A 24087-nucleotide genomic window follows, 5' to 3' on the forward strand; every position below is an offset into this window, starting at 1 on the left:
ATTTTACGGACCCGCGGCCTCGCCGGGGTCCCAACTCACCGCTCGGCGACAAACCGCACCCCTGCGTGTCGTCGACGGGTCAGCCGAGCGTCGCCAGCCAGGTGGTGGCCGGAGCCTCCCACTTGGCGTACGCGTCGGGGAAGGCCGAGTACTGGACGGCCTGGGCGGCCGTCGTGAGCGACATCGACTGCCAGCCCCTCACGTCGAGCAGGCCTCGGGTCTTGCCCGGGTTCGGGTTGCTCGCCCCGCCGAAGAACAGCTTCGTGGCGTGCACCGGGTCACGCAGCTGGGCAGGGGTGCCCCAGCCGGTGCTCGGCCGCTGCTGGAACAGGCCGAGGGAGTCCCGGTCGCCGTGGTCCAGGTTGCGGAGGCTGCTCTCTTGCGCGGCCGCCGCCAGCGCGATGACGATGGCTCGGTCGCCGACGCCGAGCTGGCGTCCCACGGCGATGACGGTGCGGGCGTTCGCGGCCTGCTCGGCGGTCAGGGTCGCGCTCACCACGAGGGGAGCGGCCGACGTCGACGCCACCACGGTCGTGGCCGTCGGGGCCGAGGCGCCCGGCAGCGTGAGGGTCTTGCCGGCGTAGATGGTGCTGGTGAACGACAGTCCGTTCGCGGCGAGGAGCGCCTTGACGCTCGTGCCCGACTTGGAGGCGATGGACGCGATGGTGTCGCCGCGCTGGATCACGTAGCTGCCGACCGCGGGGCCGGCCGAGGGAGCAGGCGTCGAGGAGGCGGCCGCCGACGACCCCGAGGGCACGGACAACGTCTGGCCGGGGTAGATGATGCTCGACAGGCCCAGCCCGTTCGCCTGGAGGAGCGCGCTCGTCGTCACGCCGTGGGCCCGGGCGATCGAACTCAGCGTGTCGCCGCGGACGATCACGTACCGGCCACCCGTGGCCTTGGTCGGGGCCGGTGCGGGCGACGCCTTGCTCGCGCTGCTGGCCGAGGCGCTGAGGCTGAGGGTCTGACCGGGGAAGATCGTGGACTTCCAGCTGAGTCCGTTGAGCGCGAGCACCGAGGCGGTGCTCAGGCCGAACGAGCCGGCGATGCTCGCGACCGTGTCGCCGGAGGCCACCGTGTAGGTCGCGGGTGCGGCCGCGAACACGGTGGCCGAGCTGCCGGCGGTCTCGACCGTGGTCGCCGACCTCTGCTCGGGAGCCGACAGTCGGGGCGGCAGCGCGGGGCGTGGTGACGCGTCCGGCTTCTTGGCGGGAGCGTGGTCGAGGGCGAAGACGGGGCCCGTGACCCCCATGCTCAGGGCCATCGAGCCCGCGACGACGATGGGGACCGTGTTCAGCATCGACCGGGCCATGCGGGAGAGCGGGGTGCGCTCGTCGGGGCTGCGCAGGGTGCCGAAGGCACTGGTCGACCGGACGCCGTCGGCCGTCGCGGTCTCGGGGTCGGGGCGGACGGAACTGACGTCGTTCATGGGCTGATCCTCGGTTCGGGGGCGGGGACACGGTCGCTGGGTGATCGGGGAGCCGCGGTGCCACGTCGTCCCAAGTTGGCACAGGACCATATTCAAGTCAATCAACGGGGCGCATGTTGCGGATGTGACGTGGACCGGGGGAGTCACCTGAGGAGGCGCGGCGAGGGTCGCGAACCCGTGGCAAGGTTGTCGCGTGACCGATCTCTCTCAACGTCCCTGGTTCGCCGACACCGAATGGCTGACCGTGCCCGACCTCGTCGAGCGTCTCGGCCTCGGGGTGAGCCGCGTCCGTCGACTGCTCGAGGAGCACGTGCTCGTCGGCACCCGGGTCGACGGCGTCACGAAGGTGCCGGCGGTCTTCCTCGACGGCTCCGAGCCGCGTCACGACCTGCGCGGCACCCTGACCGTCCTCGCCGACAACGGCTTCGACGACGACGAGGCGCTCGACTGGATGCTGTCGCACGACGATGCGCTGGGCACGAGCCCCGTCGCCGCCCTCCAGGCGGGTCGGAAGGCCGAGGTCCGCCGGATCGCCCAGAGCCTCCTCTGAGAGGTCGGAGCCTCCTCTAGGAGGTGCGGCGCGTGACGGTCTCGGCCAGTCGCGTCAGCTGCGTCCTCGCCGACGGAGCCAGCCCCGACCGTTCGAGGGCGTGGACGGCGCGTTCGACCTGGTCGGTGATCGTCTGCTCGACTGCGTCGACGGCTCCGCTGTCGCGAAGCGTCGCCTGCAGCATGCTGATCTGGTCGTCGTCGAGCTCGGGGTCGCCGAGGAGTTCGTCGAGCAGTCGGACGGCGCCGGGGGGCAGGGCACGCCGAGCGGTCGCGACCAGGACCGTGCGCTTGCCCTCGCGGAGGTCGTCGCCGGCGGGTTTGCCCGTGACGGACGGGTCCCCGAAGACCCCGAGGAGGTCGTCGCGCAACTGGTAGGCGATGCCGAGGGGGAGTCCGAAGTGGCGCAGCGACTCGAGGGCCGACGAGTCGCCGCCGGCCATGGCGGCACCGACCGTGAGGGGGGCCTCGACGCTGTACTTGGCCGACTTGTAGACGATGACCCGTTGCGCCCGGGGCAACAGTCGGAGTTCGTCGACCGTGCGCCACGCGTTCTCCTCGAGGATGTCGAGGTACTGGCCCACCGTCACCTCGGTGCGCATGCGGTTCAACTCGGCCCGGGCGGCCCGTGCGGCGTCGCGCGAGGGGAGCGAGTCGAGCGCGTCGCTGAGCAACTCGTCGCTCCAGGCCAGCAACAGGTCTCCCATCAGGAGGGCGCCCGACCGCCCGAAGGCCTCGGGCGATCCGAGCCAGCCGCCGTCGCGGTGCAGGCCCTCGAACCGCCGGTGGGCTGCGGGCAGGCCACGGCGCGTGTCGGAGTTGTCCATGATGTCGTCGTGGACGAGCGCCGCGGCGTGGAAGAACTCGAGCCCGGCGGAAGCCGTCATGACGGCGTCGATCTCGCGCTCGTCGCGGGCCTCGCCGAGGGGGTCGAAGCCGGTGTCGAGTCCGGCCACGGACTGCCAGCCCCAGTAGCAGAAGAGCGCCCGGAACCGCTTGCCGCCACGGAGCAGATCGCTCGAGTACGACGCGAAAGAATCGAGGTCGGGAGCGATGCCCGCGAGGGCCGGTCGCTGCCGGTCCAGGAAGCGATCGATGCGCTCTTGAACGACGTCCACTAACCGCGTACTCTCAGCCACGCTGCCTAGCCTAGCGATAGCTGGCGGGCATACACTCGCAGCTACTCATCGCGTCGATCCCGAGGCTCTCGCCTCGCGCTTGAGAGCCCGTGCTCGAAGGGAACACCAAGATGCCACTTTCCGAACAGGAGCAGCGGCTCCTCGAAGAGATGGAGCGGAGTCTCTACAACAACGACTCCGACTTCGTGGCGACGGTCGGCAACCACGGTGGCCGACCCAACTACACGCTCGTCGTCGTCGGCGTCCTCGGGGCGCTCGTCGGCATCGCCGTCATCGTCGCCGGCGTCATCTTCCGTCAGCCGCTCGTCGGGGTGGCGGGCTTCATCGTGATGCTCGCCGGGGCACTCTTCGCGATCGCACCGCCGAAGCGAAAGGGCTCCGCGTCGTCCTCGATGCCGTCCGCTCCCCGCTCCTCCACCTCGCGTCCCGCGAACCCCGCCAAGGGTGGTCTGATGGACCGCCTCAACGACCGGTGGGACCGACGTCAAGACGGCGACGGACGCGACTCGTAGCCAGCCGGCACCACCACCACGACCTCAGGGGTCGGCCTTCGGGCCGGCCCCTTTTTTCGTGCGCCGGGGACGCCGACGGTGGCCTCGACACGCGAGTGGCGCCTCCGTGGGTGCAGTCGACCTCCACCTTCCTCCACCCCCGTGACCCCCGAACTGGAGCCGATCCCACGGTCGACACGGTCGTCGGGTCGCGGCGTTTCGTTGATCGGTGGTGCGTTGTGGAGTAAAGTGGAGGAACGGGCCACAGAGGGGCGCGGGGGCGAGGGGAGACGGGCGCATGTTCCTCGGCACCCATTCGCCCAAACTCGACGAGAAAGGGCGCATCATCCTCCCCGCGAAATTCCGTGACGAACTGGCCTCCGGCCTCGTCATGACCCGTGGGCAAGAACGCTGCGTCTACGTCTTCAGTCGGCACGAGTTCGAAGACATGCACTCGCGCATCCGCCAGGCTCCGGTCACCAGCAAGCAGACCCGTGACTACATGCGCCTGTTCCTCTCGGGTGCCAGCGACGAGATCCCCGACAAGCAGCACCGGGTGACGATCCCGGCCACCCTGCGCGAGTACGCGGGCCTCGGTCGCGAGCTCACCGTGATCGGCGCGGGCAACCGAGCCGAGATCTGGGCCACCGACGCGTGGAACACCTACTACGAGGCCCAGGAGGCCGACTTCGCCAACACCACCGAGGAGGTGATCCCCGGGCTCTTGTGACCCGTGGGCCCCGACCCTCAGCCGTCAGCCCTGGCGCACCTTCCCCGGTGCCAGGTCCCGACGGATGGGGATCAGGGTCGACGAGCACAGCCCGTGTCGTCATGGCCGAACAGATCCACACCCCCGTCCTCCTCGACCGGACCCTGGAGCTCCTCACCCCGGCGATCTCCCGCCCCGGCGCCGTGGTCGTCGACTGCACCCTCGGCATGGGCGGTCACAGCGAGGCGATGCTCCAGGCGTTCCCCGAGCTCACCGTCGTCGGGCTCGACCGCGACACCGAAGCCCTGGCCCTCGCCGGTGCCCGGCTCGCACCGTTCGGCGACCGCGCCCGTCTCGTGCACACCACCTACGACGGCATCGCCGAGGCCCTGGACGGCCTCGGCCTCGACACCGTCGACGGGGTGTTGTTCGACCTCGGGGTCTCGTCGCTCCAGCTCGACCGGGTCGAGCGCGGCTTCTCGTACTCGAAGGACGCGCCGCTCGACATGCGCATGGACCCGACGTCGCCCGTCACGGCCGAACGCGTCCTCGCCGAGTACCCCGAGTCCGAACTGCGGCGCATCTTCTACCAGTACGGCGAAGAGAAGCTGGCGCCCCGCTACGCCCGGCGCATCGTCGAGCACCGTGCCGACTCTCCCCTCACCCGCAGCGGGGAGCTCGTCGACCTGCTGATCGCCGCGACGCCGATGGCCCTGCAACGCGCCGGCCACCCCGCCAAGCGCGTGTTCCAGGCGTTGCGCATCGAGGTCAACGGTGAACTCGCCTCACTCGAGGCCGCCGTCCCCGTGGCCCTCGACCGGCTCGCCGTCGAGGGCCGGATCGTCGTCCTCGCCTACCAGTCCCTGGAAGACCGCTTCGTCAAGCGTGAGCTGGCGGCACGGACGACGTCCACCGCGCCCCAGGGGCTTCCGGTCGAGCTGCCGGAGCACCGTCCCGACTTCCGCCTCCTCGTGCGGGGTGCCGAACTGGCCTCCGACGCCGAGCGCGATCTCAACCCCCGAGCCAAGCCCGTGCGACTGCGAGCCGCCGAACGAATCCGGAGAACAGCATGAGCAGCAACCTGGCCATCGCGACCCCGTCGACCCGTCCGCAGCCCTCGTCCTCGCCCGCCGCGCGGCCGGTCGAGATCGTCACGAGCCGTGAGCAGCGACGCGCGCGGCCGAAGATCGCGTACGCCCTCATCGCCACCGCGGCGCTCTTCGTCCTGTTGCTCGCGCAACTCGCCATCAGCATCGCCCTGAGCGACGGCGCCTACAAGATCTCCGACCTGCAGGCTGCGAAGACCGAGCTCGTCCGTGACCAGCAGAAGTTCAGCGAGCAACGAGACGTGCTGTCGTCGCCGCAGAACCTCGCCGCCAACGCCGACGAACTCGGGATGGTGCGCAACTCGAACCCCGTGTACCTCGATCTCACCACGGGCGCCGTGCACGGGTCCCCGGCCCCGGCGGCGGGCGCCGACGAGGCGACGTCCGGCAACCTGATCCCCAACACGCTCCTCGAGGGCGTCCCGCTGACGACCAAGGCCCCCACGAGCTCGGCTGACGCCTCGGCGACGGACGGCTCCGCCGCGACCGACGCGACGGGTGGCGCGACGACGTCGATCGGCGCGCCGACCACTGCCGGGGCCACGGCGGTTCCGTCCGGGACAGGCGCGGCGGACGCAGGATCGGCCGACGAGTCGGTAGCGTCGGCCCCGAACGAGCTGGCGGCTCCGCAGACGCGCTAGCTGCGCGCCGTCACCGGTACATCGATCGACGACAGCGGGTCGGGCACCAGCCCGACCGCGGTGAGGAACCTCTCGTGCAAGCAGCCCCCCGTAGCCGACGGCTCCGCGTGACGCTCGCGATGGCGCTCATCATCGCCCTCGTCGGAGTCTTCGTCGTGCGCCTGGCCGACATCCAGCTGGTGCAGGCGGCCGAGCTGAACTCGCAGTCCCAGAACAAGCGCGAGATCGTGCAGACGACCTACGGCGACCGGGGCGACATCACCGACGTCGACGGCACGGTCCTCGCGGGCAGCGTCACCCGGTACAACATCACGGCGGCACCGGCGTTCGCGACGACCGCCAAGGTGAAGGACGACGACGGCACGACCGTCGAGCTGACCGTCGACCAGGTCGTCGAGCGCATCGCGAAGGTCACGGGGGGCGACGCCGAGGCCATGACCAAGGCTCTCACGGCCGATCCCGAGGCCAACTTCGCCTACCTGGTCAAGGGCGTCGACGTCGACGCCTTCCGCGCGGTCCGCGAGATGAAGGTGTCGTGGGTCTACTTCCAGCGGCAGGCCGCGCGGACGTATCCCAACGGTGCGGTCGCGGGCAACCTCACCGGCTTCATCGGCACCGACGGCCCCCAGGCGGGCCTCGAGCTCAGCCAGGACTCCTGCCTCGCCGGCACCGACGGCTCCGAGACGTACGAGCGGGGCGCCGACGGGGTGCAGCTGCCGGGCAGCACGGTCACGACGAAGGAGGCCGTCGCCGGGGGCACGCTCCGCCTGACCATCGACGGCGACCTGCAGTACATGACCCAGCAGGCCCTCGGCGAACAGGCCGAGGCGATCGGGGCGGAGTCCGCCACGGCCGTCGTGATGAAGGCGAGCGACGCGTCCCTGCTCGCGGTCGCGGACTACCCGGCGGTCGACCCCAACGACGTCAACGGCACGGCCGTCGACGACCTCGGCAGCAAGGCCTTCACCTACTCGTACGAGCCGGGCTCGACGTTCAAGGCCATGACGGCCGCCATGCTGCTCGACTCGGGCAAGGCCGACCCGGCGACTCGGGCGACCGTGCCCTACTCGCGCAGCTTCCCGTGGGGCGGCGAGATCCACGACGCCACGTTCCACCCGACCGAGAACCTCACCCTGACCGGAATCCTCCGAGACTCGTCCAACGTCGGCATCTCGCTCCTCGGCCAGTCCCTGACGGCTCAGCAGCGTCACGACTACATGGTGAAGTTCGGCCTGAACGACCCGACGGGCGTGGACTTCCTCGGCGAGCCGACGACCGGCATCCGGCCCGCCTCGCAGTGGGACCAGCAGACGAGCATCAACACCATGTTCGGCCAGGGCGTCTCGACGACCGCCGTCCACATCGCGAGCATCTACCAGACCCTCGCCAACCACGGCGTCCGGTTGCCCGTCAACCTCGTCGCGGGCTGCACCGCCCCCGACGGCACCGTGACCGAGGCGCCGTCGACCGAGGGCAGCACCGTCGTGTCGCCGTGGGCGGCCGACACCACCGTCAACATGCTCGAGAAGGTCGTCAGCGACGGCGACCTGAAGGACGTCCTGAGCATCCCGGGCTACCGCGTCGCGGCCAAGACCGGCACCGCCGAGGTCGCGCGGTCCGACGGAACCGGCTACGGTTCTGACCGCATCGTCTCGGTGGCGGGCATCGCCCCGGCCGAGAACCCCCAGTACGTCGTCGTCGTGACCTTCACGAAGCCCAGTACCATCAAGACGTCGGCAGCTGCGGCGCCGACGTTCAACAAGATCATGTCCCAGGTCCTCGAGATGTATCGGGTCCCTCCGTCGACGGAGCCGGCACCCAGCCTGCCCGAGACCTGGTGAGAGAAGAGGATTCTTTGAGCGCCCGGATCCCCCCGGTCCTTCGACCGGAACATCCGTCGGCGAGGTCACTCGCCCAACTGGTCAGCGAGTTCGGACTCGAGCACGAGGGCTCCCTCGACGGCATCGAGATCACCGGCATCACGCTGAGCACGGCGGACCTCCACCCCGGCGACCTGTACGTCGGCGTGCCCGGCGCGCACCGGCACGGCGCCGAGTTCGCCGAGCAGGCACGCGACGGCGGTGCCGTCGCCCTGCTGACCGACGCGGCCGGTGCCGAGCTCGCCCGCACGAGCGGTCTGCCGGTCGTCCTGGTCGACTCGCCCCGGGCCGCCCTCGGCGAGCTCTCGGCCTGGATCTACCGCACCGACAGCGACGACGCGCCCCTGCTCCTCGCGGTCACGGGCACCAACGGCAAGACCAGCACCTCGTACCTGCTCGAGGGCGTCCTCCGTCAGCTGGGCCTCGTGACCGGTCTGAGCAGCACGGCCGAGCGGCACATCGGAGACCTCACCGTCGTCAGCCGTCTGACGACCCCCGAGGCCAGCGAGATGCACGCCCTCCTGGCCCGCATGCGCGAGAGCGAGGTCCGCGCGGTCGCCGTCGAGGTCAGTGCGCAGGCCCTCAGCCGCAACCGCGTCGACGGACTCGTCTTCGACGTCGCGGCCTTCACGAACCTCAGCCACGACCACCTCGACGACTACGCCGACATGGAGGAGTACTTCCACGCGAAGCTCCCGCTGTTCCAGCCGGACCGGGCCCGCCGAGCCGTCGTCTCGCTCGACTCGCCCTACGGCCAGCGCGTGGTCGACAACGCCCGCATCCCCCTGACGACGATCACGATCCTCCCCGACGTCGAGGCCGACTGGACGATCGAGATCCTCGACGAGCAGGCCGCCTACACCGAGTTCCGCCTCTCCGGCCCCGAACAGCGGTCACTCGTGACGCGCGTGCCGTTGATCGGCTGGCACATGGTCGCCAACGCCGCCCTGGCGATCGTCATGCTGGTCGAGGCGGGCTTCGAACTCGAGGCCATCGGCCAGGCGCTCGACGCCGACGGCGGCATCGTGGCCTACCTCCCGGGACGCACCGAGCGCGTCTCCGGTGACACGGGCCCGAGCGTGTACGTGGACTTCGGGCACAGCCCCGACGCGTTCCTCACCACCCTGGCCGCGGTGCGCACCTTCACGCCGGGCAAGGTCATCATGCTCTTCGGTGCCGACGGCGACCGCGACACCACCAAGCGGGCCGAGATGGCCCGGGTGGCCGCCGCCGGGTCCGACATCCTCGTCGTCACCGACCACCACCCCCGCTTCGAAGACCCCGCTTCGATCCGCACGACCCTCGTCGACGCGGCCCGCGAGGCCTACCCCGATCACGAGATCCACGAGGTCAGTCCGCCCGAGGCCGCCATCCGTGCGGCCGTGGCCCTGGCAGGCGAGGGCGACTCGATCCTCTGGGCCGGTCCGGGTCACCAGGACTACCGCGACATCCGTGGTGAACGCACCCCCTACTCGGCGCGTGACGAGGCCCGTGCGGCCCTCCGCGAGGCCGGGTGGTCCGAGTGATCGCGCTCACCCCCTCCCGCATCGCCGAGATCACGGGCGGTCGTCTGGTCCACCCCGAGGAGGCGCGGGCCGAGATCCCCGTCGACGGCTCGGTCGAGACCGACTCGCGTCTCGTCACCCCGGGGTCGATCTTCTTCGCCCTGCGCGGCGAGGTCACCGACGGCCACCTCTTCGTCGAGGCCGCCACCGCGGCCGGCGCGGCTCTCGTGGTCGCCGAGCGCGAGGTCGAGATCGACGTGCCCCTGGTGGTCGTCGACGACGGCGTCGTCGCGCTCTCCCGCCTGGCCGCCGCCGTCGTCGAGCACGTCCGTCGTCTCGGACGGCTCAAGGTGGTCGGCGTCACCGGGTCGAACGGCAAGACGAGCACGAAGAACATGCTCCGCGCCGTCCTGAGCGACGTCGCGCCCACCGTCGCACCCGAGGGCTCGTTCAACAACCACGTCGGCGCTCCGATCTCGATGTTGCGCATCGACGAGGCGACCGAGTACCTCGTGGTCGAGATGGGTGCGAGCGGGCCGGGCGAGATCGCCCGCCTCGTCGAGATCGCCCGTCCCGACACGGGTGTGGTGCTCAAGGTCGGCCTCGCCCACGCCGGCGGGTTCGGCGGCATCGAGGGCACGCGCGCCGCGAAGTCCGAGATGGTGACCGACCTGCCCGCCACGGGCACGGCCGTCCTCAACGCCGACGACGACCGCGTCGCGGGCATGGCGTCGGTGACCGCCGCGCGGGTCGTGGCCTTCGGGCAGGGGCCGACGGCCGACTACCGCGCGTCCGACGTCGACGTCTCGGCCTCCGGCACCTCGTTCACCTTCGAGCACGCCGGCACGAGCCGGCCCGTCTCGCTGCGCATCCTCGGCGAGCACCACGTGATGAACGCGCTGGCGGCCCTCACGGTCGTGGGCGAGTGGGGCGTCGACCTCGACCGTGCCGTCTCGGTGCTCGAGGGCGTCACCCGTGCCGAGCGCTGGCGCATGGAGGTCCTCGACGCGCCCGGCGGCGTGACCGTCGTGAACGACGCCTACAACGCGAGCCCCGATTCCGTGGCCGCCGCGCTCAAGACGTTGGCGCAGATCACCGGTCCCGACCGTCGCTCGGTGGCGGTCCTCGGCGAGATGGCCGAACTGGGCGAGTTCGCCCGCGACGAGCACGACCGTGTCGGGCGCCTCGTCGTCCGGCTCAACGTCCGCCAGCTCGTGGTCGTCGGCCACGAGGCGCGGCACATCCACATGGCAGCGGGCCTCGAGGGCTCGTGGGACGGAGAAAGCGTGCTGGTCGACACGATCGACGAGGCGTACGACCTGTTGCAGGGCAGCCTGCGGGCGGGGGACGTCGTCCTGGTGAAGTCGTCCAAGTCGGCCGGCCTGCGCCTCCTCGGCGACCGGTTGGCCGGGGTGACCGCGTGATCGCGCTGCTGATCGGCGGCGGGTTCTCCCTCGCCTTCACGCTCCTGATGACGCCCGCGTTCATCAAGCTCTTCCACCGCCTCGGCTGGGGGCAGTTCATCCGTGACGACGGGCCGCAGTCGCACCACACCAAGCGGGGCACGGCCACGATGGGCGGCATCGTCCTCATCATCGGCACGGTGCTGGGCTACTTCGTCGGCCACCTGGTCGGCCGTGACGAGTTCACGTTGAGCGGTCTGCTCGTGCTGTTCATGATGGTCGGCCTCGGCGTCGTGGGGTTCCTCGACGACTTCCTCAAGGTGCGCAACCAACGCAGCCTGGGGCTCGGCGGCTGGGCGAAGATCGCCGGCCAGGTCGTCGTCGGCGCGGTCTTCGCCGTGCTGGCGCTGTCGTTCACGAACGACCGCGGCCTGGCGCCCGCCTCCACCATGATCTCGGGACTGCGCGACATCCCGTGGCTCGACTTCATGTTCTTCGGCACGATCGTCGGCGGCGGGCTCTTCCTCATCTGGGTCGTCCTCATCACCGTGAGCACGTCGAACGGCGTCAACGTCGCCGACGGGCTCGACGGTCTCGCGACGGGCGCGTCGATCCTCGCGATCGCGTCGTACATCTTCATCGGGTTCTGGCAGAACAACCAGCTCTGCACGAGCGTCCGCCTCGACGAGGCCACGCGCGCCGCCTGCTACCAGGTGGCCGATCCGCTCGACCTGGCCGTCGTGGCCGCCTGCATCTGCGGTGGCCTCATCGGGTTCCTCTGGTGGAACACCTCACCCGCTCAGATCTTCTTGGGCGACACGGGGTCGCTCGGCCTGGGCGGCGCCCTGGCCGCCCTGGCGATCCTCAGCCGCACCGAACTGCTGCTCGTGCTCATCGGTGGCCTCTTCATCGTCGTCACCGGGTCGGTGATCCTGCAACGGGCCTACTTCAAGATCACCAAGGGCAAGCGGATCTTCCTGATGAGCCCGCTGCACCACCACTTCGAGCTCAAGGGCTGGGCCGAGGTGACCGTCGTGGTCCGCTTCTGGATCATCGCCGGGCTCTTCGTCGCCGCCGGCGTCGGCACCTTCTACCTCGAATGGATCCTCCGCACCTCATGAGCGACGGCAGCACCGACCCCCTCCTCGTCGACCGACTGGCGGGGCTCGACAGCTGGCGCGCCGACTGGGCGGGCCTGCGCGTGGCGGTCCTCGGTCTCGGCTCGACCGGGTTCGCCGTGGCGGACACCCTGGCCGAGCTGGGGGCCGACGTCCTCGTCGTCGCTCCCGCGGTCGACCCCGACAAGGCCGAACTCCTGCAGCTCATCGGGGCGAGGCTCGACGAGGTCGAGTCCACGGACGCCCCGTCGGCGGTGCTCACGGCGTTCGACCCCCAGCTCGTCGTCGCCAGCCCCGGCTTCGCCCCGCACCATCCCCTCATCCGCTGGGCCGTCGAGGGGGGCCTCGCCGTGTGGGGTGACGTCGAGCTGGCCTGGCGAGTCCGCGACAAGGTCGAGCGCGTGGCCGAGTGGGTGCTCGTCACGGGCACCAACGGCAAGACCACCACGACGCAGCTCGCGGCGGCCATGGCGGCGGCCGACGGGCGTCGCGTCGCCCCCTGCGGCAACATCGGCGTCCCCGTCCTCGACGCGGTGCGCGACCCCGACGGCTTCGACCTGTTCGTGGTCGAACTCTCGAGCCACCAGCTGCACTACCTGCCGACCAACGGGCCCGGCGCCCTCCGTCCCCGCGCCTCCGTCTGCCTGAACCTCGAGGCGGACCACCTCGAGTGGCACGGCGGCGCCGACCGCTACCGGGCGGCCAAGGCCAAGGTGTACCAGAACACCGTCGTCGCCTGCGTCTACAACAAGGCCGACGAGGCCACCCGGCGCATGGTCGAGGAGGCCGACGTCGCCGAGGGCTGCCGCGCGGTGGGCTTCGGGCTCGACGCACCGGGGCCGAGCGAGGTCGGCATCGTCTCGGGCGACGGCGTCGCCGTGCTCGCCGATCGCGCCTTCCTGGCCGAGCGTCGGACGCAGGCACTCGAACTGACCACCCGGGAGGCGCTCCAGGGCGTCGGCCTCGGGGCCGACCACCTCGTCGAGGACGTGCTCGCCGCCGCCGCGCTCGTCCGTGCGGTGGGCGTCGCCCCCGTCTCGATCCGTGACGCCCTCGCCGGCTTCGCGGTCGACCACCACCGCACCGAGGTCGTGGCCGAGTCCGGCGGCGTGACCTGGGTGGACGACTCCAAGGCGACGAACCCCCATGCCGCGCGCGCCTCCCTGACGGCCTTCCCGTCGGTGGTGTGGATCGTGGGCGGCCTGTTCAAGGGCGTCGACGTCGAGCCACTCGTGCGCGAGTCGACGGCCGCGGTCCGGGCGGCCGTCTTCGTCGGCGTCGACCGCGAGCCCCTGCGGCAGGCCTTCTCCCGACACGCGCCCGGCATCCCCGTCTTCGAGGTGGACGCCACCGACACTGGGCAGGTGATGCCGACGGCCGTCCGTCTCGCTGCGAGCGTGGCCCGGCCGGGAGACACCGTTCTCCTCGCCCCGGCGGCGGCGTCCATGGACCAGTTCACCGACTACACGGCCCGCGGGCGATCGTTCGCCGAGGCCGTACACGAGCACTTGAGGGGTGACATCGATGGCCAACCCGCCGTCCAGCCTCCCGCGTCGCCGACCGACTGAGTCGGGCCGTCCGAGCCGCGGGCACGCCGAGCCGACCGACGACGCGTCGTCCCGCCTCGGGGCCACCACGCGCACCTCGGGTGCCGTCGTCCGCGTCAAGAAGCTCTTCGCCGCCGAGACGGGGTCGTACTTCGTCATCCTCGGCACGACGTTGTTCATGGTCGTGCTCGGCCTGGTCATGGTGCTCTCGTCGTCGTCGGTCGAGCAGTACATCGCGTCACGGCACACCTCGTTCTTCGGGGCGTTCATCCGACAGGGCACGTACGCCGCGGTGGGAATCCCGCTGATGCTCATCGTGTCCCGCCTGCCGGTGTCGTTCTTCAAGCGGTGGGCCTGGCACATCCTGGGTGCGACGATCGTGCTCCAGCTGCTGGTCTTCACGCCGCTCGGCTACGAGATCGGCGGCAACCGCAACTGGATCGACCTCGGGTCGTTCACCGCTCAACCGTCCGAGGCCGTCAAGCTCGCCCTCGCGATCTGGCTCGGCATGATCCTCTCGGTCAAGCGCGACCTGCTCGACGACTGGAAGCACCTGGCGATCCCGCTCCTGCCCGTGGCCGGCCTCGCGATCGGCCTCGTCGTCCTCGGTGGCGACCTCGGCACGACCATGATCATGCTGCTGCTGGTCTTCGCGGCCGTCTGGTTCGCCGGGGTCCGCCTGCGGTACCTGCTCGCGCCGCTCGCGTTCCTCGCGGTGGTCGTGCCGCTCATCGCGCAGGGCTCCAGCTCGCGCAACTCGCGCATCGCGGCGTGGATGTCGGGGTGCACCGACTCGAGTGCGTACCAGGCCGAGTGCTGGCAGACCCTGCACGGCACGTGGGCCCTGGCGTCCGGCGGACTCTTCGGCGTCGGACTCGGCAACTCGAAGTCGAAGTGGTCCTGGCTGCCCGAGGCCGACAACGACTTCATCTTCGCGATCGTCGGAGAAGAGCTCGGGTTGATCGGCGCGGTCGTCGTGCTGGCCCTCTTCATCGTGCTCGCCGTCGGCTTCGTCAAGATCATCCGCCGCACGAACGACCCGTTCGTCCGCGTGACGACCGGTGCGATCACGGCGTGGATCATCGGCCAGGCGCTCGTGAACATCGCCGTGGTGCTGGGTCTGTTGCCCGTCCTCGGCGTCCCCCTGCCCCTCATCTCGGCCGGCGGGTCGGCCCTGATCGTGACGCTCGTCGCCATCGGCGTCGTCCTGTCGTTCGCCCGGGTGCCCGAACAAGCCGGGGCGCCCGAGAGGCTGCCGCGACAGCGGGTAGGGTCTCTGCGGTGACGACGTATCTCCTCGCCGGCGGTGGCACCGCCGGGCACGTGAACCCCCTGCTCGCCGTGGCCGACCGACTCCGTCGACGTGAGCCCGACGCCACCGTCCTCGTGCTCGGAACCGCCGAGGGGCTCGAGGCACGCCTCGTCCCGCAGCGCGGCTACGAACTGCTCACGGTGCCCCGCCTGCCCTTCCCGCGTCGGCCCTCGGCGGACGCCCTGCGGTTCCCCGGCCGCCTCGCCGGAGCGATCGCCGGCATCCGGTCGCTCCTCGCCCAGCACGAGGTCGACGTCGTCGTCGGCTTCGGCGGGTACGCCGCCGCCCCCGCCTACGTGGCGGCCTGGCGTTCGAAGGTGCCGGTGGTCGTCCACGAGGCCAATGCGAAACCCGGCATGGCGAACGTCCTGGGCTCGTTCCTGTCGTCGCACGTCGGCGTCGTCTTCCGGTCGACGCGCCTCCGGGGTGGTCGTCAGGTCGGCATGCCCCTGCGCGACGAGATCGAGACGCTCGACCGCCGCGCCCACCGTGACGAGGCAGTCGCCGCCTTCGACCTCGACCCCTCGCGACCGACCCTGCTCGTGACGGGCGGCTCCACCGGTGCCCGGCGCCTCAACGAGACGATGTCGCGCGCCGCCGTCGCCGTGCTCGGCGCGGGCTGGCAGATCCTGCACATCACGGGCGAGAAGTCCGACCTCACCTCGACCGACCTCGACGGCCACCACCTGCTGCGCTACTGCGACCGGATGGACCTCGCCCTGTCGGCGGCCGACTTCGTCGTGTCGCGGGCCGGCTCGGCGACGGTCAGCGAGCTCACCGCCCTCGGCCTGCCGTCGGTGCTGGTGCCGTACCCGGTCGGCAACGGTGAACAGCGGCACAACGCCACCGACGTCGTCGGTGCCGGGGGAGCCGTGCTCGTCGCCGACGCCGATTTCACGCCCTCGTGGGTCGAACGGACGCTCGTGCCGTTGTTGCTCGACCGCGCCGTGGTGGCCGACATGGCCGTCCGTGCGGCCTCGGTCGGGGTGCGCGACGGGACCGACCGCACGGTCGACCTCGTCCTCGACGCCGTCGGCCGCGCCTCCTCGTCCGCCCCGGTCGACCGTCAGGCCGACGCGGCCCCCGAGGCCACCACCCGCACGAACACCGACCTCAGCGAGACATCATGATCAAGCCAGACCTCGACCAGCCGATCCCCGCCGAGCTGGGCGCCGTCCACTTCGTCGGCATCGGCGGCTCCGGCATGAGCGGCATCGCACGGGTCTTCCTGGCAGCCGGCCACCGCGTCACCGGATCGGACTCCCGCGACAGTGCGGCCGTCCAGTCGCTGCGGGCGCTGGGCGCCGAGATCGCGATCGGGCACGACGCGGCGAACGTCGGCGACGCCGACACGCTCGTCGTCACCGGTGCCCTCTGGCAGGACAACCCCGAGTACCAGCTGGCCCTGGCGACGGGGCTGCCCGTCCTGCACCGCTCGCAAGCACTCGCCTGGCTCGTCGGTCAGCAGCGGCTCGTGTCGGTCGCCGGCGCGCACGGCAAGACGACGTCGACCGGCATGATCGTCACCGCCCTGCTGGCCGCCGGGAACGACCCGAGCTTCGTCAACGGCGGGGTCATCCAGACGCTCGGCGTGAGCGCCCGTGGCGGCGACGACGACCTCTTCGTGGTCGAGGCCGACGAGTCCGACGGTTCGTTCCTGCTCTACGACACCTCGGTCGCGCTCATCACGAACGTCGACGCCGACCACCTCGACCACTACGGCTCCCACGAGGCGTTCGACGACGCGTTCGTGCGGTTCGCCTCGGCGGCGCGCGAGTTCGTCGTGGTGTCGAGCGACGACGCCGGCGCCGTCCGGGTCACCGAACGCCTCGACCACCCTCGCGTCGTCACCTTCGGTGAATCCGCCGACGCCGACGTCCGACTCACCGACGTCGCGCAGGCCGGGCCGGTCTCGTTCACGCTGCACGCCGAGGGTCGTTCGTGGCCCGTGCAGCTGCGCGTGCCGGGGCGGCACAACGCGGTCAACGCCGCGGGGGCCTTCGCCGTGCTCGTGGGCCTCGGCGTCGACGCCGAGGCCGCCATCGCCGGGCTCGAGACCTTCGGCGGGACCGAGCGCCGGTTCGAGCTGCACGGCGTGGTCCGGGGGGTCAGCGTGTACGACGACTACGCGCACCACCCGACCGAGGTCGCCGCCGCACTGCAGGCCGCGAGGTCGGTCGTGGGCGACGGCCGCCTGATCGCCGTCCACCAGCCGCACCTCTACAGCCGCACGCGCATGATGGCCGGCGAGTTCGCCGAGACCTATGAGCGCCTCGCCGACCACACGATCGTGCTCGACGTCTACGGAGCGCGCGAGGACCCCGAGCCCGGGGTGACGGGCGCCCTCGTGTCCGAGCGGTTCGCCGACCAGGGGCGGGTCGACTACGTCGCCGACTGGCAGGCCGCCGCCGACCGCACCGCCGAGGTCGCCCGCGACGGCGACTTCGTCATCACCCTGGGCTGCGGTGACGTGTACCGCATCGTTCCCCAGCTGCTGGGCTCGCTCGACGCGGCACACGAGCCGGTCGATGCCGTGGCGGAGGACTCCGCGCAGTGACCCGTGACACCAGGTCCGTGCCGTCGGGGGAGCCCCGGTGAGGCGTCCGGAGGGGTTCGACGAGCCCGACGCCCCCGAGCCCGCCGAGACCGCCCCCGGCCGCCGGCGCCGGCGCCGTCGCCGTCGCCGTCGAGACGACGACCCGGACTCGACGGGTCCCCTTGCGGTCGTCGGCGGTGCGCAGCCCTCGCGGCCCTCCGGCCGAGCGGCCCCCGAGGCGTCCGAGGTCTCCGAGCCGCGATCGTCGTCGTGGCGCGATCGACTGGCCGGCGTCGCCGGTGCCTCGCCGTCCCTGCGCGACCGTCTGCCGGGCGGCCTCCGCGCGGGCGCGTCCGGCCCCGACGCGTCCGAAGCCACCTCGACGGGCGCCACCTCGACGGGCGCCACCTCGACGGGCGCCACCGGGGCGTCCGAGCCACCACGCATCGTCGCCCCCGACGGCACGGCAGCCGAGGCGAAGGCCCGGGTCGTCGCAGCCCGCCGGCAGGCCCGTCGGGCCACCAGCGAACGGAGGCGCGTCGAACGCGTCGAGGTCCGTCGCTTCACGCGCCGCAGCCGGCACCGTCGGGCGACCCTGGTGTCGCTCGGGGCCGTCGTGCTCCTCCTCGTCGCGTCCGTCGCGGTCGCCGTCTTCTCACCGTTGCTGTCGCTGCGGACCATCCGCGTCGAGGGGACGGAACGCGTCGACGCGTCGGCGGTGCAGGCGGCGCTGGACGGCCAGCTGGGCACGCCCCTGGCCCTCATCGACTTCGACGAGGTGACCGACGAGCTGGCCGCGTTCCCGCTGATCGCCAGCTACGTCACCGAGACCGCCCCGCCGCACACGCTCGTCGTCCGCATCCAGGAGCGCCAGCCCGTGGCCACGGTCGCCGCGGGCGACGGCTTCGAGCTCGTCGACCCGGCAGGCGTCGTCGTGCAGTCGCTCGACGCCCGTCAGGAGGGCGTCCCGCTCGTCGACGTCGGGGGAGCGGCCCTCGACGGGCCCGCCTACCGCTCCGTGGCGGAGGTGCTGCTGGCGCTGCCGGTCACCCTGCGGTCCACCGTCGACACGGTGACGGCCTCGACGACCGACGACGTGACGTTGCAGCTCACCTCGGGCGAGCGCGTCGTCTGGGGCAGCGCCGACCAGTCGGCCAAGAAGGCCCAGGTGCTCGCGGGCCTGATCGCGGACCAGGCCCGGCGCGACCCGGGGGCGAGCGTCGAGTACGACGTCTCGGCACCCGACAACGGGATCATCAGGACGAGATGAGGAGGTGTGTTCGCGACACGCGGTCGCCCTGGCGACAGGGCCTGCGGCGCACCCATACCTTGTGACTGCAGAACTTGCATACCATGTACAACTTTAACCTTCAACTGCAGAGTTAAGGTTCAAGCGGAGGCCCGGACGTGACAACGAACCATAACTACCTAGCCGTGATCAAGGTCGTCGGTGTCGGCGGCGGTGGCGTCAACGCCGTCAACCGCATGATCGAACTCGGGCTCCGCGGGGTGGAGTTCATCGCCATCAACACCGACGCCCAGGCGCTGCTGTTGAGCGACGCCGACGTCAAGCTCGACGTCGGACGCGAGCTCACCCGCGGCCTCGGTGCCGGGGCAGACCCCGAGGTCGGCCGTCGTGCCGCCGAGGACCACGCCGAAGAGATCGAAGAGGCCCTCGCGGGTGCCGACATGGTCTTCGTCACGGCCGGCGAGGGCGGTGGCACGGGCACCGGCGGCGCCCCGGTCGTCGCTCGCATCGCCAAGTCGATCGGCGCCCTGACCATCGGCGTCGTCACGAAGCCGTTCGGCTTCGAGGGCAAGCGCCGTCAGGCGCAGGCCGAGGCCGGCGTCGCCGCGCTGAAGGACGAGGTCGACACCCTCATCGTCGTCCCCAACGACCGCCTGCTCGAGATCAGCGAGCGCGGCATCAGCATGGTCGAGGCCTTCGGCACGGCCGACCAGGTGCTGCTCGCCGGCGTCCAGGGCATCACCGACCTCATCACCACCCCCGGCCTCATCAACCTCGACTTCGCCGACGTCAAGTCGGTCATGCAGGGGGCGGGTTCCGCCCTCATGGGCATCGGTTCGTCGCGCGGTGCCGACCGGGCGATCAAGGCGGCCGAGCTGGCCGTCGCCTCCCCGTTGCTCGAGGCGAGCATCGACGGGGCCCACGGCGTGCTGCTGTCGATCCAGGGCGGGTCGAACCTCGGCATCTTCGAGATCAACGACGCCGCGCGCCTGGTGCAAGAGGCGGTCCACGCCGAGGCCAACATCATCTTCGGTGCCGTCATCGACGACACCCTGGGCGACGAGGTGCGGGTCACGGTCATCGCGGCCGGCTTCGACGGCGGCGAGCCCTCCACCAAGGTGAAGGACCGCCGCTCGAGCTTCGTCGACTCCGACGGGCCCACGGCGACCTCGGTGGCAGGCGTCTCGGCGATCGCCGACAGCGGTGCCACCCACGAGCCCGCCGCCTGGAAGCGTCCCGACGAACCGGCGACCCAGGCCGTCGACCCCGCCTTCGACGACGGTGACGACGACCTCGACGTGCCGGACTTCCTCAAGTAACCACGGGTGACCGAGACGACGACCGGCGACGGCGACCTGGGCGAGCGACTCGCCCGGGTCGTCGCGGCCGTCGACGCGGCTTGCGACGCCTCGGGCCGATCGCCCGGTGAGGTCACGACGGTCGTCGTGACCAAGTTCCACCCGGCGTCGCTGATCCGAGAGCTCTACGACCTGGGCGTCCGCGACGTCGGCGAGAACCGACACCAGGAGGCGCAGGGCAAGGCGGCCGAGTTGGCCGACCTCGACGGGCTGCGGTGGCACTTCGTCGGCCAGCTCCAGTCCAAGAAGGCCCGACAGGCCCGGCGCTACGCGTCCACCGTGCACTCGCTGGACCGTGACTCCGTCGTCGACGCCCTGGCCGACGACTCCGGCGTGATCCTCGACGGTTTCGTCCAGGTCGCCCTGACCGACGACCCGGGACGCGGGGGAGTCGCCGTGGGCGACGTCGAGCGGCTCGCCGAACGGGTGCTCGCGACCCCCGGCCTCCGGCTGCGGGGCGTCATGGCCGTGGCGCCGCTCGGCGAGGAGGCGCGACCCGCCTTCGCGCGCCTCCGTGCGGTCTCCGAACGCCTGCAGGCGATCGCCCCCTCGGCCGACGCCGTCTCGGCCGGCATGTCGCACGACTTCGCCGCGGCGATCGCGGAGGGCGCGACACACCTACGGATCGGCACGGCAATCACGGGTTCTCGCCCCGAAGCTCGTTAATGTCGACCTGACGATCCACTGACTCGGAGGAACACCATGGCCAACCCGCTGCGCAAGACGATGGTCTACCTGGGCCTCGCCGACGAAGAGCTCGAGTACGACGAGCAGCCGCACGAGCGAGCCCAGCCTTCGTCGTCGCGACCGCAGGCGGCCACGCACGCTCCTGCCCCCGTCGCGCCGGTCCACGCGGCCCCCGCCGCCGCTCCCGCGCCCACGCGCGCCCCCGTGACGCCCCTGCGTCGCTCCTCGCCCCCGAAGAACACGGTGCCCCACGACATGAACGAGATCCTGACCGTCCACCCCCGCGAGTACAAGGACGCCCAGGCCATCGCCGAGAGCTTCCGCGACGGCATCCCGGTCATCATCAACCTGTCGCAGATGACCGAGGCCGACGCCCGTCGCCTCGTCGACTTCGCCAGCGGACTCTCCCAGGGTCTCTACGGCAAGATCGAGCGCGTCACCAACAAGGTGTTCCTGCTGTCACCGGCCCACATCGCGGTCAGCGGTGAGCAGGCTGAGGTGGAGTCCGACATCGAAGCGTCGTTCTTCGCCCAGTCGTGACACGTCCGTCGTCGCGGCCCCGTCGCGACGACCTGCCCGACCGCGAGCCCACTCGCGCCGACTCGTGTGAGCTGATGACCCCCCGATGATCGTCTCCCTGATCGCCACGATCGCGTACTACCTGCTGCTGATCTTCTTCCTGCTGATGTGGGCGCGGTTCGTGCTCGACCTCGCCCAGTCCTTCAGCCGCGGATGGCGGCCGAAGGGCCCCGTGCTGGTGCTCGCCGAGGTGGCGTACACCGTCACCGACCCCCCCATCCGACGGGTGCGCAAGATCCTCCCGCCGGTCCGGCTCGGATCGGTGGCGCTCGACTTCGGCTGGAGCATCATCATGCTGGCCGTCATCATCCTGATGAGCGTCGCGGGCAACCTGCGCGCCTTCGGCTGACGACGCTGACGCCGACCGACAGGGTAGGCTCATCGCAGCGCCCGAACGGCACGACCCCGGCCCGACCGGGCCTCGCTCCTCTACGGTGTAGAAGAACGACCCAGACCACGATCACACGATCCAACAGATTCACGAGGTGACGGCAATGGCTTTGACGCCGGAAGACGTAGTCAACAAGCGGTTCCAGCCGACGAAGTTCCGTGAGGGGTACGACCAAGACGAGGTCGACGACTTCCTCGACGAGGTCGTCGCCGAGCTGCGACGTCTCAACCAGGAGAACGACGAGCTGCGCCAGCGCCTCTCGTCGGGCGACGCGGCTCCTGCCGCGCAGGCCGCCCCCGCGTCGGCTCCGGTGGCCAGTGCCCCGGCTCCGGCCTCGGCGCCCGCGCCGGCGTCCGCCCCCGAGGCGGCCGAGCCCGAGCCCGTCGTCGAGCCCGAGCCCGTCGCGGCTCCCGCCGCCGTGGCCTCGGCTCCCGCGTACGCCGCTCCGGCGGTCTCCGACACGGACGACGAGACCACCAGCACCAACAGCCTGCTGCAGCTCGCCCGCCGCCTGCACGAAGAGCACGTCCGTGAGGGCATCGACAAGCGTGACGCGCTCATCGCCGAGGGTCACGCCACCGCCGCCCGTCTCGTGTCCGAGGGTGAGGCCAAGCAGCGCGAGGTCGTCGCCGAGGCCGAGACCAAGTCGCGCGACATCGTCGGTGCCGCCGAGACGCAGCAGCGCGAGATCCTCGACCGCCTCAACACCGAACGCTCGAGCGTCGAGCGTCGCATCGACGACCTGCGGTCGTTCGAGCGCGACTACCGCGCGAAGCTCAAGAGCTACATCGAGGGCCAGCTGCACGAGCTCGACGGCGACGGCACGGGCGAGGCCGCCCGGCCCACCCCGGCCAGCGCCCAGGGCTTCGGCTCGAACTAGGGTCTTGTCGAACGACAAGCCCACCTCGAAGGCCAGCGTCCGCGTTCTCGCGACGCTGGCCTTCGTCGCGGTCGTGGCCTACGGCCTCGACCAGGGCACCAAACTGCTGGTCACCCGCACCCTCGTCGAGGGTGGCTCCGTCGACGTGATCGGCGAGTTCTTCCAACTGCACTTCGTGAAGAACCCGGGGGCAGCCTTCTCGTTCGCGAGTGGCTCGACCTGGATCTTCTCCCTCGCGGCCGCCGCGGTCGCCGTAGCCATCGTCGTCGTGGCCCGGCGCATCCGGTCCCTGGCCTGGGCCGTCATGCTCGGCATGCTGCTCGGCGGCACCCTGGGCAACCTCACCGACCGACTGCTGCGCGAGCCGTCGTTCGGCCAGGGGCACGTCGTCGACTTCATCTACTTCCCCTCGCTGCTGCCCGCCATCTTCAACGTGGCCGACGTCTTCATCGTGTCGAGCATGGGCTTGCTGCTGCTGCTGACGCTCCTCGGCATCGGGCTCGACGGCACGCGAGCCCCGAGCGCGAAGAAGGCCCGTCGCGACGCCGCGGACGCGCCGTCCGTGACCGGAGCGACCGCCGACACCGCGCCTCCTGCCGACACCGCGCCTCCTGCCGACACCGCGCCTCCTGCCGATCGTTGGAACGCCTCGTGAGCGAGACCCGGGCGCTCCCGGTCCCCGACGGGCTCGCCGGCGAACGCGTCGACGCCGCCCTGGCCAAGCTGCTCGGCTTCAGCCGCACCTTCGCCGCCGAGGTCGCCGCCGCCGGCGGCGTGACCGTCGACGGTCGCACGGTCGGCAAGTCGGACCGGCTCGAGGCCGGTGCCTGGCTCGACGTCACGTGGTCGCCCCGCGAGGCGCCCGCCGTGGTCGCCGTCGAGGTCCCCGGCATGGCCGTCGTCCACGACGACGACGAGATCGTGGTCGTCGACAAGCCCGTGGGCGTGGCGGCCCACCCCTCGGTGGGCTGGACGGGCCCGACCGTGCTCGGTGGCCTCGCGGCTGCCGGCTTCACCGTGTCGACGTCCGGTGCCTCCGAACGGGCCGGCATCGTGCACCGACTCGACGTGGGAACCAGCGGGCTGATGGTCGTCGCGAAGACGGAACGGGCGTACACGCTCCTGAAGCAGGCCTTCCGCGAACGGACCGTCGAGAAGATCTACAACGCCGTCGTCCAGGGGCACCCCGACCCCCTCACCGGCACCGTCGACGCCCCCATCGGACGTCACCCCTCGTCCGACTGGAAGTTCGCCGTCGTCGTCGACGGCAAGCCGTCGGTCACCCACTACGAGACGGTCGAGGCGTTCCCGGCGGCGTCCCTGCTCGAGGTCCACCTCGAGACCGGTCGGACGCACCAGATCCGGGTCCACATGGCGGCCCAGCGGCATCCCTGCGTCGGCGACACGACGTACGGTGCCGACCCGACCCTGTCGGCGACGCTCGGCCTCACGCGCCAGTGGCTGCACGCCGTCCAGCTCGGATTCCGGCACCCCGGCACGGGTGAGCCGGTCGTCTACCGGTCGACCTACCCGGCGGACCTGCAGCACGCCCTCGATGTCCTCCGTCGCAGCTAGGCT

The 24087-nt window shown here is 71.2% G+C and carries 23 protein-coding genes; 21 read left to right on the plus strand and 2 right to left on the minus strand.

The window, feature by feature from the left end:
* Nucleotides 1-79: 79 nt before the first annotated feature.
* Entirely contained in the window at nt 80-1429 is a 1350-nt protein-coding gene (locus ASG05_RS00320) for a LysM peptidoglycan-binding domain-containing protein (RefSeq protein WP_082486187.1), read from the minus strand.
* 193 nt (nt 1430-1622) lie between these two features.
* On the opposite strand from ASG05_RS00320, the gene ASG05_RS00325 reads away from it, so the two are divergent.
* Nucleotides 1623-1979 (plus strand): Rv2175c family DNA-binding protein, encoded by a 357-nt coding sequence (locus tag ASG05_RS00325; RefSeq protein ID WP_056256039.1) that lies wholly within the window; start codon nt 1623-1625, stop codon nt 1977-1979.
* 16 nt (nt 1980-1995) lie between these two features.
* On the opposite strand, the gene ASG05_RS00330 is transcribed toward ASG05_RS00325, so the two are convergent.
* Nucleotides 1996-3117: a polyprenyl synthetase family protein gene (locus ASG05_RS00330; RefSeq protein WP_056256041.1), complete on the minus strand. Its 1122-nt coding sequence runs from the start codon at nt 3115-3117 to the stop codon at nt 1996-1998.
* Nucleotides 3118-3227: 110 nt separating this feature from the next.
* Between ASG05_RS00330 and ASG05_RS00335 the strand changes: the two genes are divergently transcribed.
* The 20 genes from ASG05_RS00335 (at nt 3228) to ASG05_RS00430 (ending at nt 24084) form a co-directional block, all read left to right on the plus strand.
* Nucleotides 3228-3629 carry a DUF3040 domain-containing protein gene (locus tag ASG05_RS00335; protein ID WP_056258117.1) on the plus strand — a complete coding sequence of 134 codons (402 nt, stop codon included), beginning with the start codon at nt 3228-3230 and terminating at the stop codon, nt 3627-3629.
* 277 nt (nt 3630-3906) lie between these two features.
* Nucleotides 3907-4338 (plus strand): division/cell wall cluster transcriptional repressor MraZ, encoded by a 432-nt coding sequence (gene mraZ / locus ASG05_RS00340; protein WP_056256045.1) that lies wholly within the window; start codon nt 3907-3909, stop codon nt 4336-4338.
* 101 nt (nt 4339-4439) lie between these two features.
* Nucleotides 4440-5390 carry a 16S rRNA (cytosine(1402)-N(4))-methyltransferase RsmH gene (gene rsmH, locus ASG05_RS00345; RefSeq protein WP_056256048.1) on the plus strand — a complete coding sequence of 317 codons (951 nt, stop codon included), beginning with the start codon at nt 4440-4442 and terminating at the stop codon, nt 5388-5390.
* Nucleotides 5387-6064 (plus strand): hypothetical protein, encoded by a 678-nt coding sequence (locus tag ASG05_RS00350; RefSeq protein WP_056256051.1) that lies wholly within the window; start codon nt 5387-5389, stop codon nt 6062-6064. The genes rsmH and ASG05_RS00350 overlap by 4 nt, the downstream gene beginning before the upstream one ends.
* A 119-nt stretch (nt 6065-6183) precedes the next feature.
* Complete coding sequence (locus tag ASG05_RS00355; RefSeq protein ID WP_056258120.1) at nt 6184-7905, plus strand: penicillin-binding protein 2; 1722 nt, start codon at nt 6184-6186, stop codon at nt 7903-7905.
* Nucleotides 7906-7919: 14 nt separating this feature from the next.
* Nucleotides 7920-9470, plus strand: coding sequence for a Mur ligase family protein (locus tag ASG05_RS00360; protein ID WP_056256055.1), 1551 nt, complete (start codon nt 7920-7922; stop codon nt 9468-9470).
* Complete coding sequence (gene murF, locus ASG05_RS00365; RefSeq protein ID WP_056258121.1) at nt 9467-10873, plus strand: UDP-N-acetylmuramoyl-tripeptide--D-alanyl-D-alanine ligase; 1407 nt, start codon at nt 9467-9469, stop codon at nt 10871-10873. Before ASG05_RS00360 ends, murF begins: the two co-directional genes overlap by 4 nt.
* The gene (gene mraY, locus ASG05_RS00370; protein ID WP_056256058.1) at nt 10870-11973 is read left to right on the plus strand and encodes a phospho-N-acetylmuramoyl-pentapeptide-transferase; all 1104 of its coding nucleotides are present in this window, start codon (nt 10870-10872) and stop codon (nt 11971-11973) included. Before murF ends, mraY begins: the two co-directional genes overlap by 4 nt.
* Nucleotides 11970-13538, plus strand: a complete 1569-nt coding sequence (gene murD / locus ASG05_RS00375; RefSeq protein WP_056256060.1) for a UDP-N-acetylmuramoyl-L-alanine--D-glutamate ligase — start codon at nt 11970-11972, stop codon at nt 13536-13538. Before mraY ends, murD begins: the two co-directional genes overlap by 4 nt.
* A complete protein-coding gene (gene ftsW / locus ASG05_RS00380; RefSeq protein ID WP_056256064.1) occupies nt 13495-14802 on the plus strand; it encodes a putative lipid II flippase FtsW in 1308 nt (435 codons plus the stop codon). The genes murD and ftsW overlap by 44 nt, the downstream gene beginning before the upstream one ends.
* Complete coding sequence (locus ASG05_RS00385) at nt 14799-15959, plus strand: glycosyltransferase (protein ID WP_056256067.1); 1161 nt, start codon at nt 14799-14801, stop codon at nt 15957-15959. Before ftsW ends, ASG05_RS00385 begins: the two co-directional genes overlap by 4 nt.
* A complete protein-coding gene (murC, locus tag ASG05_RS00390; protein ID WP_056256070.1) occupies nt 15956-17386 on the plus strand; it encodes a UDP-N-acetylmuramate--L-alanine ligase in 1431 nt (476 codons plus the stop codon). The genes ASG05_RS00385 and murC overlap by 4 nt, the downstream gene beginning before the upstream one ends.
* A 37-nt stretch (nt 17387-17423) precedes the next feature.
* A complete protein-coding gene (locus ASG05_RS00395; protein WP_235491342.1) occupies nt 17424-18635 on the plus strand; it encodes an FtsQ-type POTRA domain-containing protein in 1212 nt (403 codons plus the stop codon).
* A 137-nt stretch (nt 18636-18772) separates the two neighbouring features.
* Nucleotides 18773-19933, plus strand: a complete 1161-nt coding sequence (gene ftsZ / locus ASG05_RS00400; RefSeq protein WP_056256073.1) for a cell division protein FtsZ — start codon at nt 18773-18775, stop codon at nt 19931-19933.
* A 6-nt stretch (nt 19934-19939) separates the two neighbouring features.
* Complete coding sequence (locus tag ASG05_RS00405; protein WP_056256074.1) at nt 19940-20638, plus strand: YggS family pyridoxal phosphate-dependent enzyme; 699 nt, start codon at nt 19940-19942, stop codon at nt 20636-20638.
* A 36-nt stretch (nt 20639-20674) separates the two neighbouring features.
* Entirely contained in the window at nt 20675-21199 is a 525-nt protein-coding gene (locus ASG05_RS00410) for a cell division protein SepF (RefSeq protein WP_056256076.1), read from the plus strand.
* Nucleotides 21200-21284: 85 nt separating this feature from the next.
* Nucleotides 21285-21587 carry a YggT family protein gene (locus ASG05_RS00415; RefSeq protein ID WP_056256080.1) on the plus strand — a complete coding sequence of 101 codons (303 nt, stop codon included), beginning with the start codon at nt 21285-21287 and terminating at the stop codon, nt 21585-21587.
* Between the two features lie 145 nt (nt 21588-21732).
* On the plus strand, nt 21733-22509 hold the full coding sequence (locus ASG05_RS00420; RefSeq protein WP_056256083.1) for a DivIVA domain-containing protein: 777 nt from the start codon (nt 21733-21735) through the stop codon (nt 22507-22509).
* A 4-nt stretch (nt 22510-22513) separates the two neighbouring features.
* A complete protein-coding gene (lspA, locus tag ASG05_RS00425; RefSeq protein WP_082486188.1) occupies nt 22514-23164 on the plus strand; it encodes a signal peptidase II in 651 nt (216 codons plus the stop codon).
* Nucleotides 23161-24084 carry an RluA family pseudouridine synthase gene (locus ASG05_RS00430; protein WP_056256086.1) on the plus strand — a complete coding sequence of 308 codons (924 nt, stop codon included), beginning with the start codon at nt 23161-23163 and terminating at the stop codon, nt 24082-24084. The genes lspA and ASG05_RS00430 overlap by 4 nt, the downstream gene beginning before the upstream one ends.
* Nucleotides 24085-24087: the final 3 nt, after the last annotated feature.

This window comes from Frigoribacterium sp. Leaf186, assembly GCF_001423905.1.
Taxonomy (GTDB): Bacteria; Actinomycetota; Actinomycetes; order Actinomycetales; family Microbacteriaceae; genus Frigoribacterium.

What these genes read in the sequence shown, in the direction of transcription:
- ASG05_RS00320 (WP_082486187.1), bottom strand. Translation starts at nt 1,429, where the DNA reads ATGAACGACGTCAGTTCCGTCCGCCCCGACCCCGAGACCGCGACGGCC.
- ASG05_RS00335 (WP_056258117.1), top strand. Translation starts at nt 3,228, where the DNA reads ATGCCACTTTCCGAACAGGAGCAGCGGCTCCTCGAAGAGATGGAGCGG.
- mraZ (WP_056256045.1), top strand. Translation starts at nt 3,907, where the DNA reads ATGTTCCTCGGCACCCATTCGCCCAAACTCGACGAGAAAGGGCGCATC.
- rsmH (WP_056256048.1), top strand. Translation starts at nt 4,440, where the DNA reads ATGGCCGAACAGATCCACACCCCCGTCCTCCTCGACCGGACCCTGGAG.
- ASG05_RS00350 (WP_056256051.1), top strand. Translation starts at nt 5,387, where the DNA reads ATGAGCAGCAACCTGGCCATCGCGACCCCGTCGACCCGTCCGCAGCCC.
- ASG05_RS00355 (WP_056258120.1), top strand. Translation starts at nt 6,184, where the DNA reads ATGGCGCTCATCATCGCCCTCGTCGGAGTCTTCGTCGTGCGCCTGGCC.
- murD (WP_056256060.1), top strand. Translation starts at nt 11,970, where the DNA reads ATGAGCGACGGCAGCACCGACCCCCTCCTCGTCGACCGACTGGCGGGG.
- ftsW (WP_056256064.1), top strand. Translation starts at nt 13,495, where the DNA reads ATGGCCAACCCGCCGTCCAGCCTCCCGCGTCGCCGACCGACTGAGTCG.
- murC (WP_056256070.1), top strand. Translation starts at nt 15,956, where the DNA reads ATGATCAAGCCAGACCTCGACCAGCCGATCCCCGCCGAGCTGGGCGCC.
- ASG05_RS00410 (WP_056256076.1), top strand. Translation starts at nt 20,675, where the DNA reads ATGGCCAACCCGCTGCGCAAGACGATGGTCTACCTGGGCCTCGCCGAC.
- ASG05_RS00415 (WP_056256080.1), top strand. Translation starts at nt 21,285, where the DNA reads ATGATCGTCTCCCTGATCGCCACGATCGCGTACTACCTGCTGCTGATC.
- ASG05_RS00420 (WP_056256083.1), top strand. Translation starts at nt 21,733, where the DNA reads ATGGCTTTGACGCCGGAAGACGTAGTCAACAAGCGGTTCCAGCCGACG.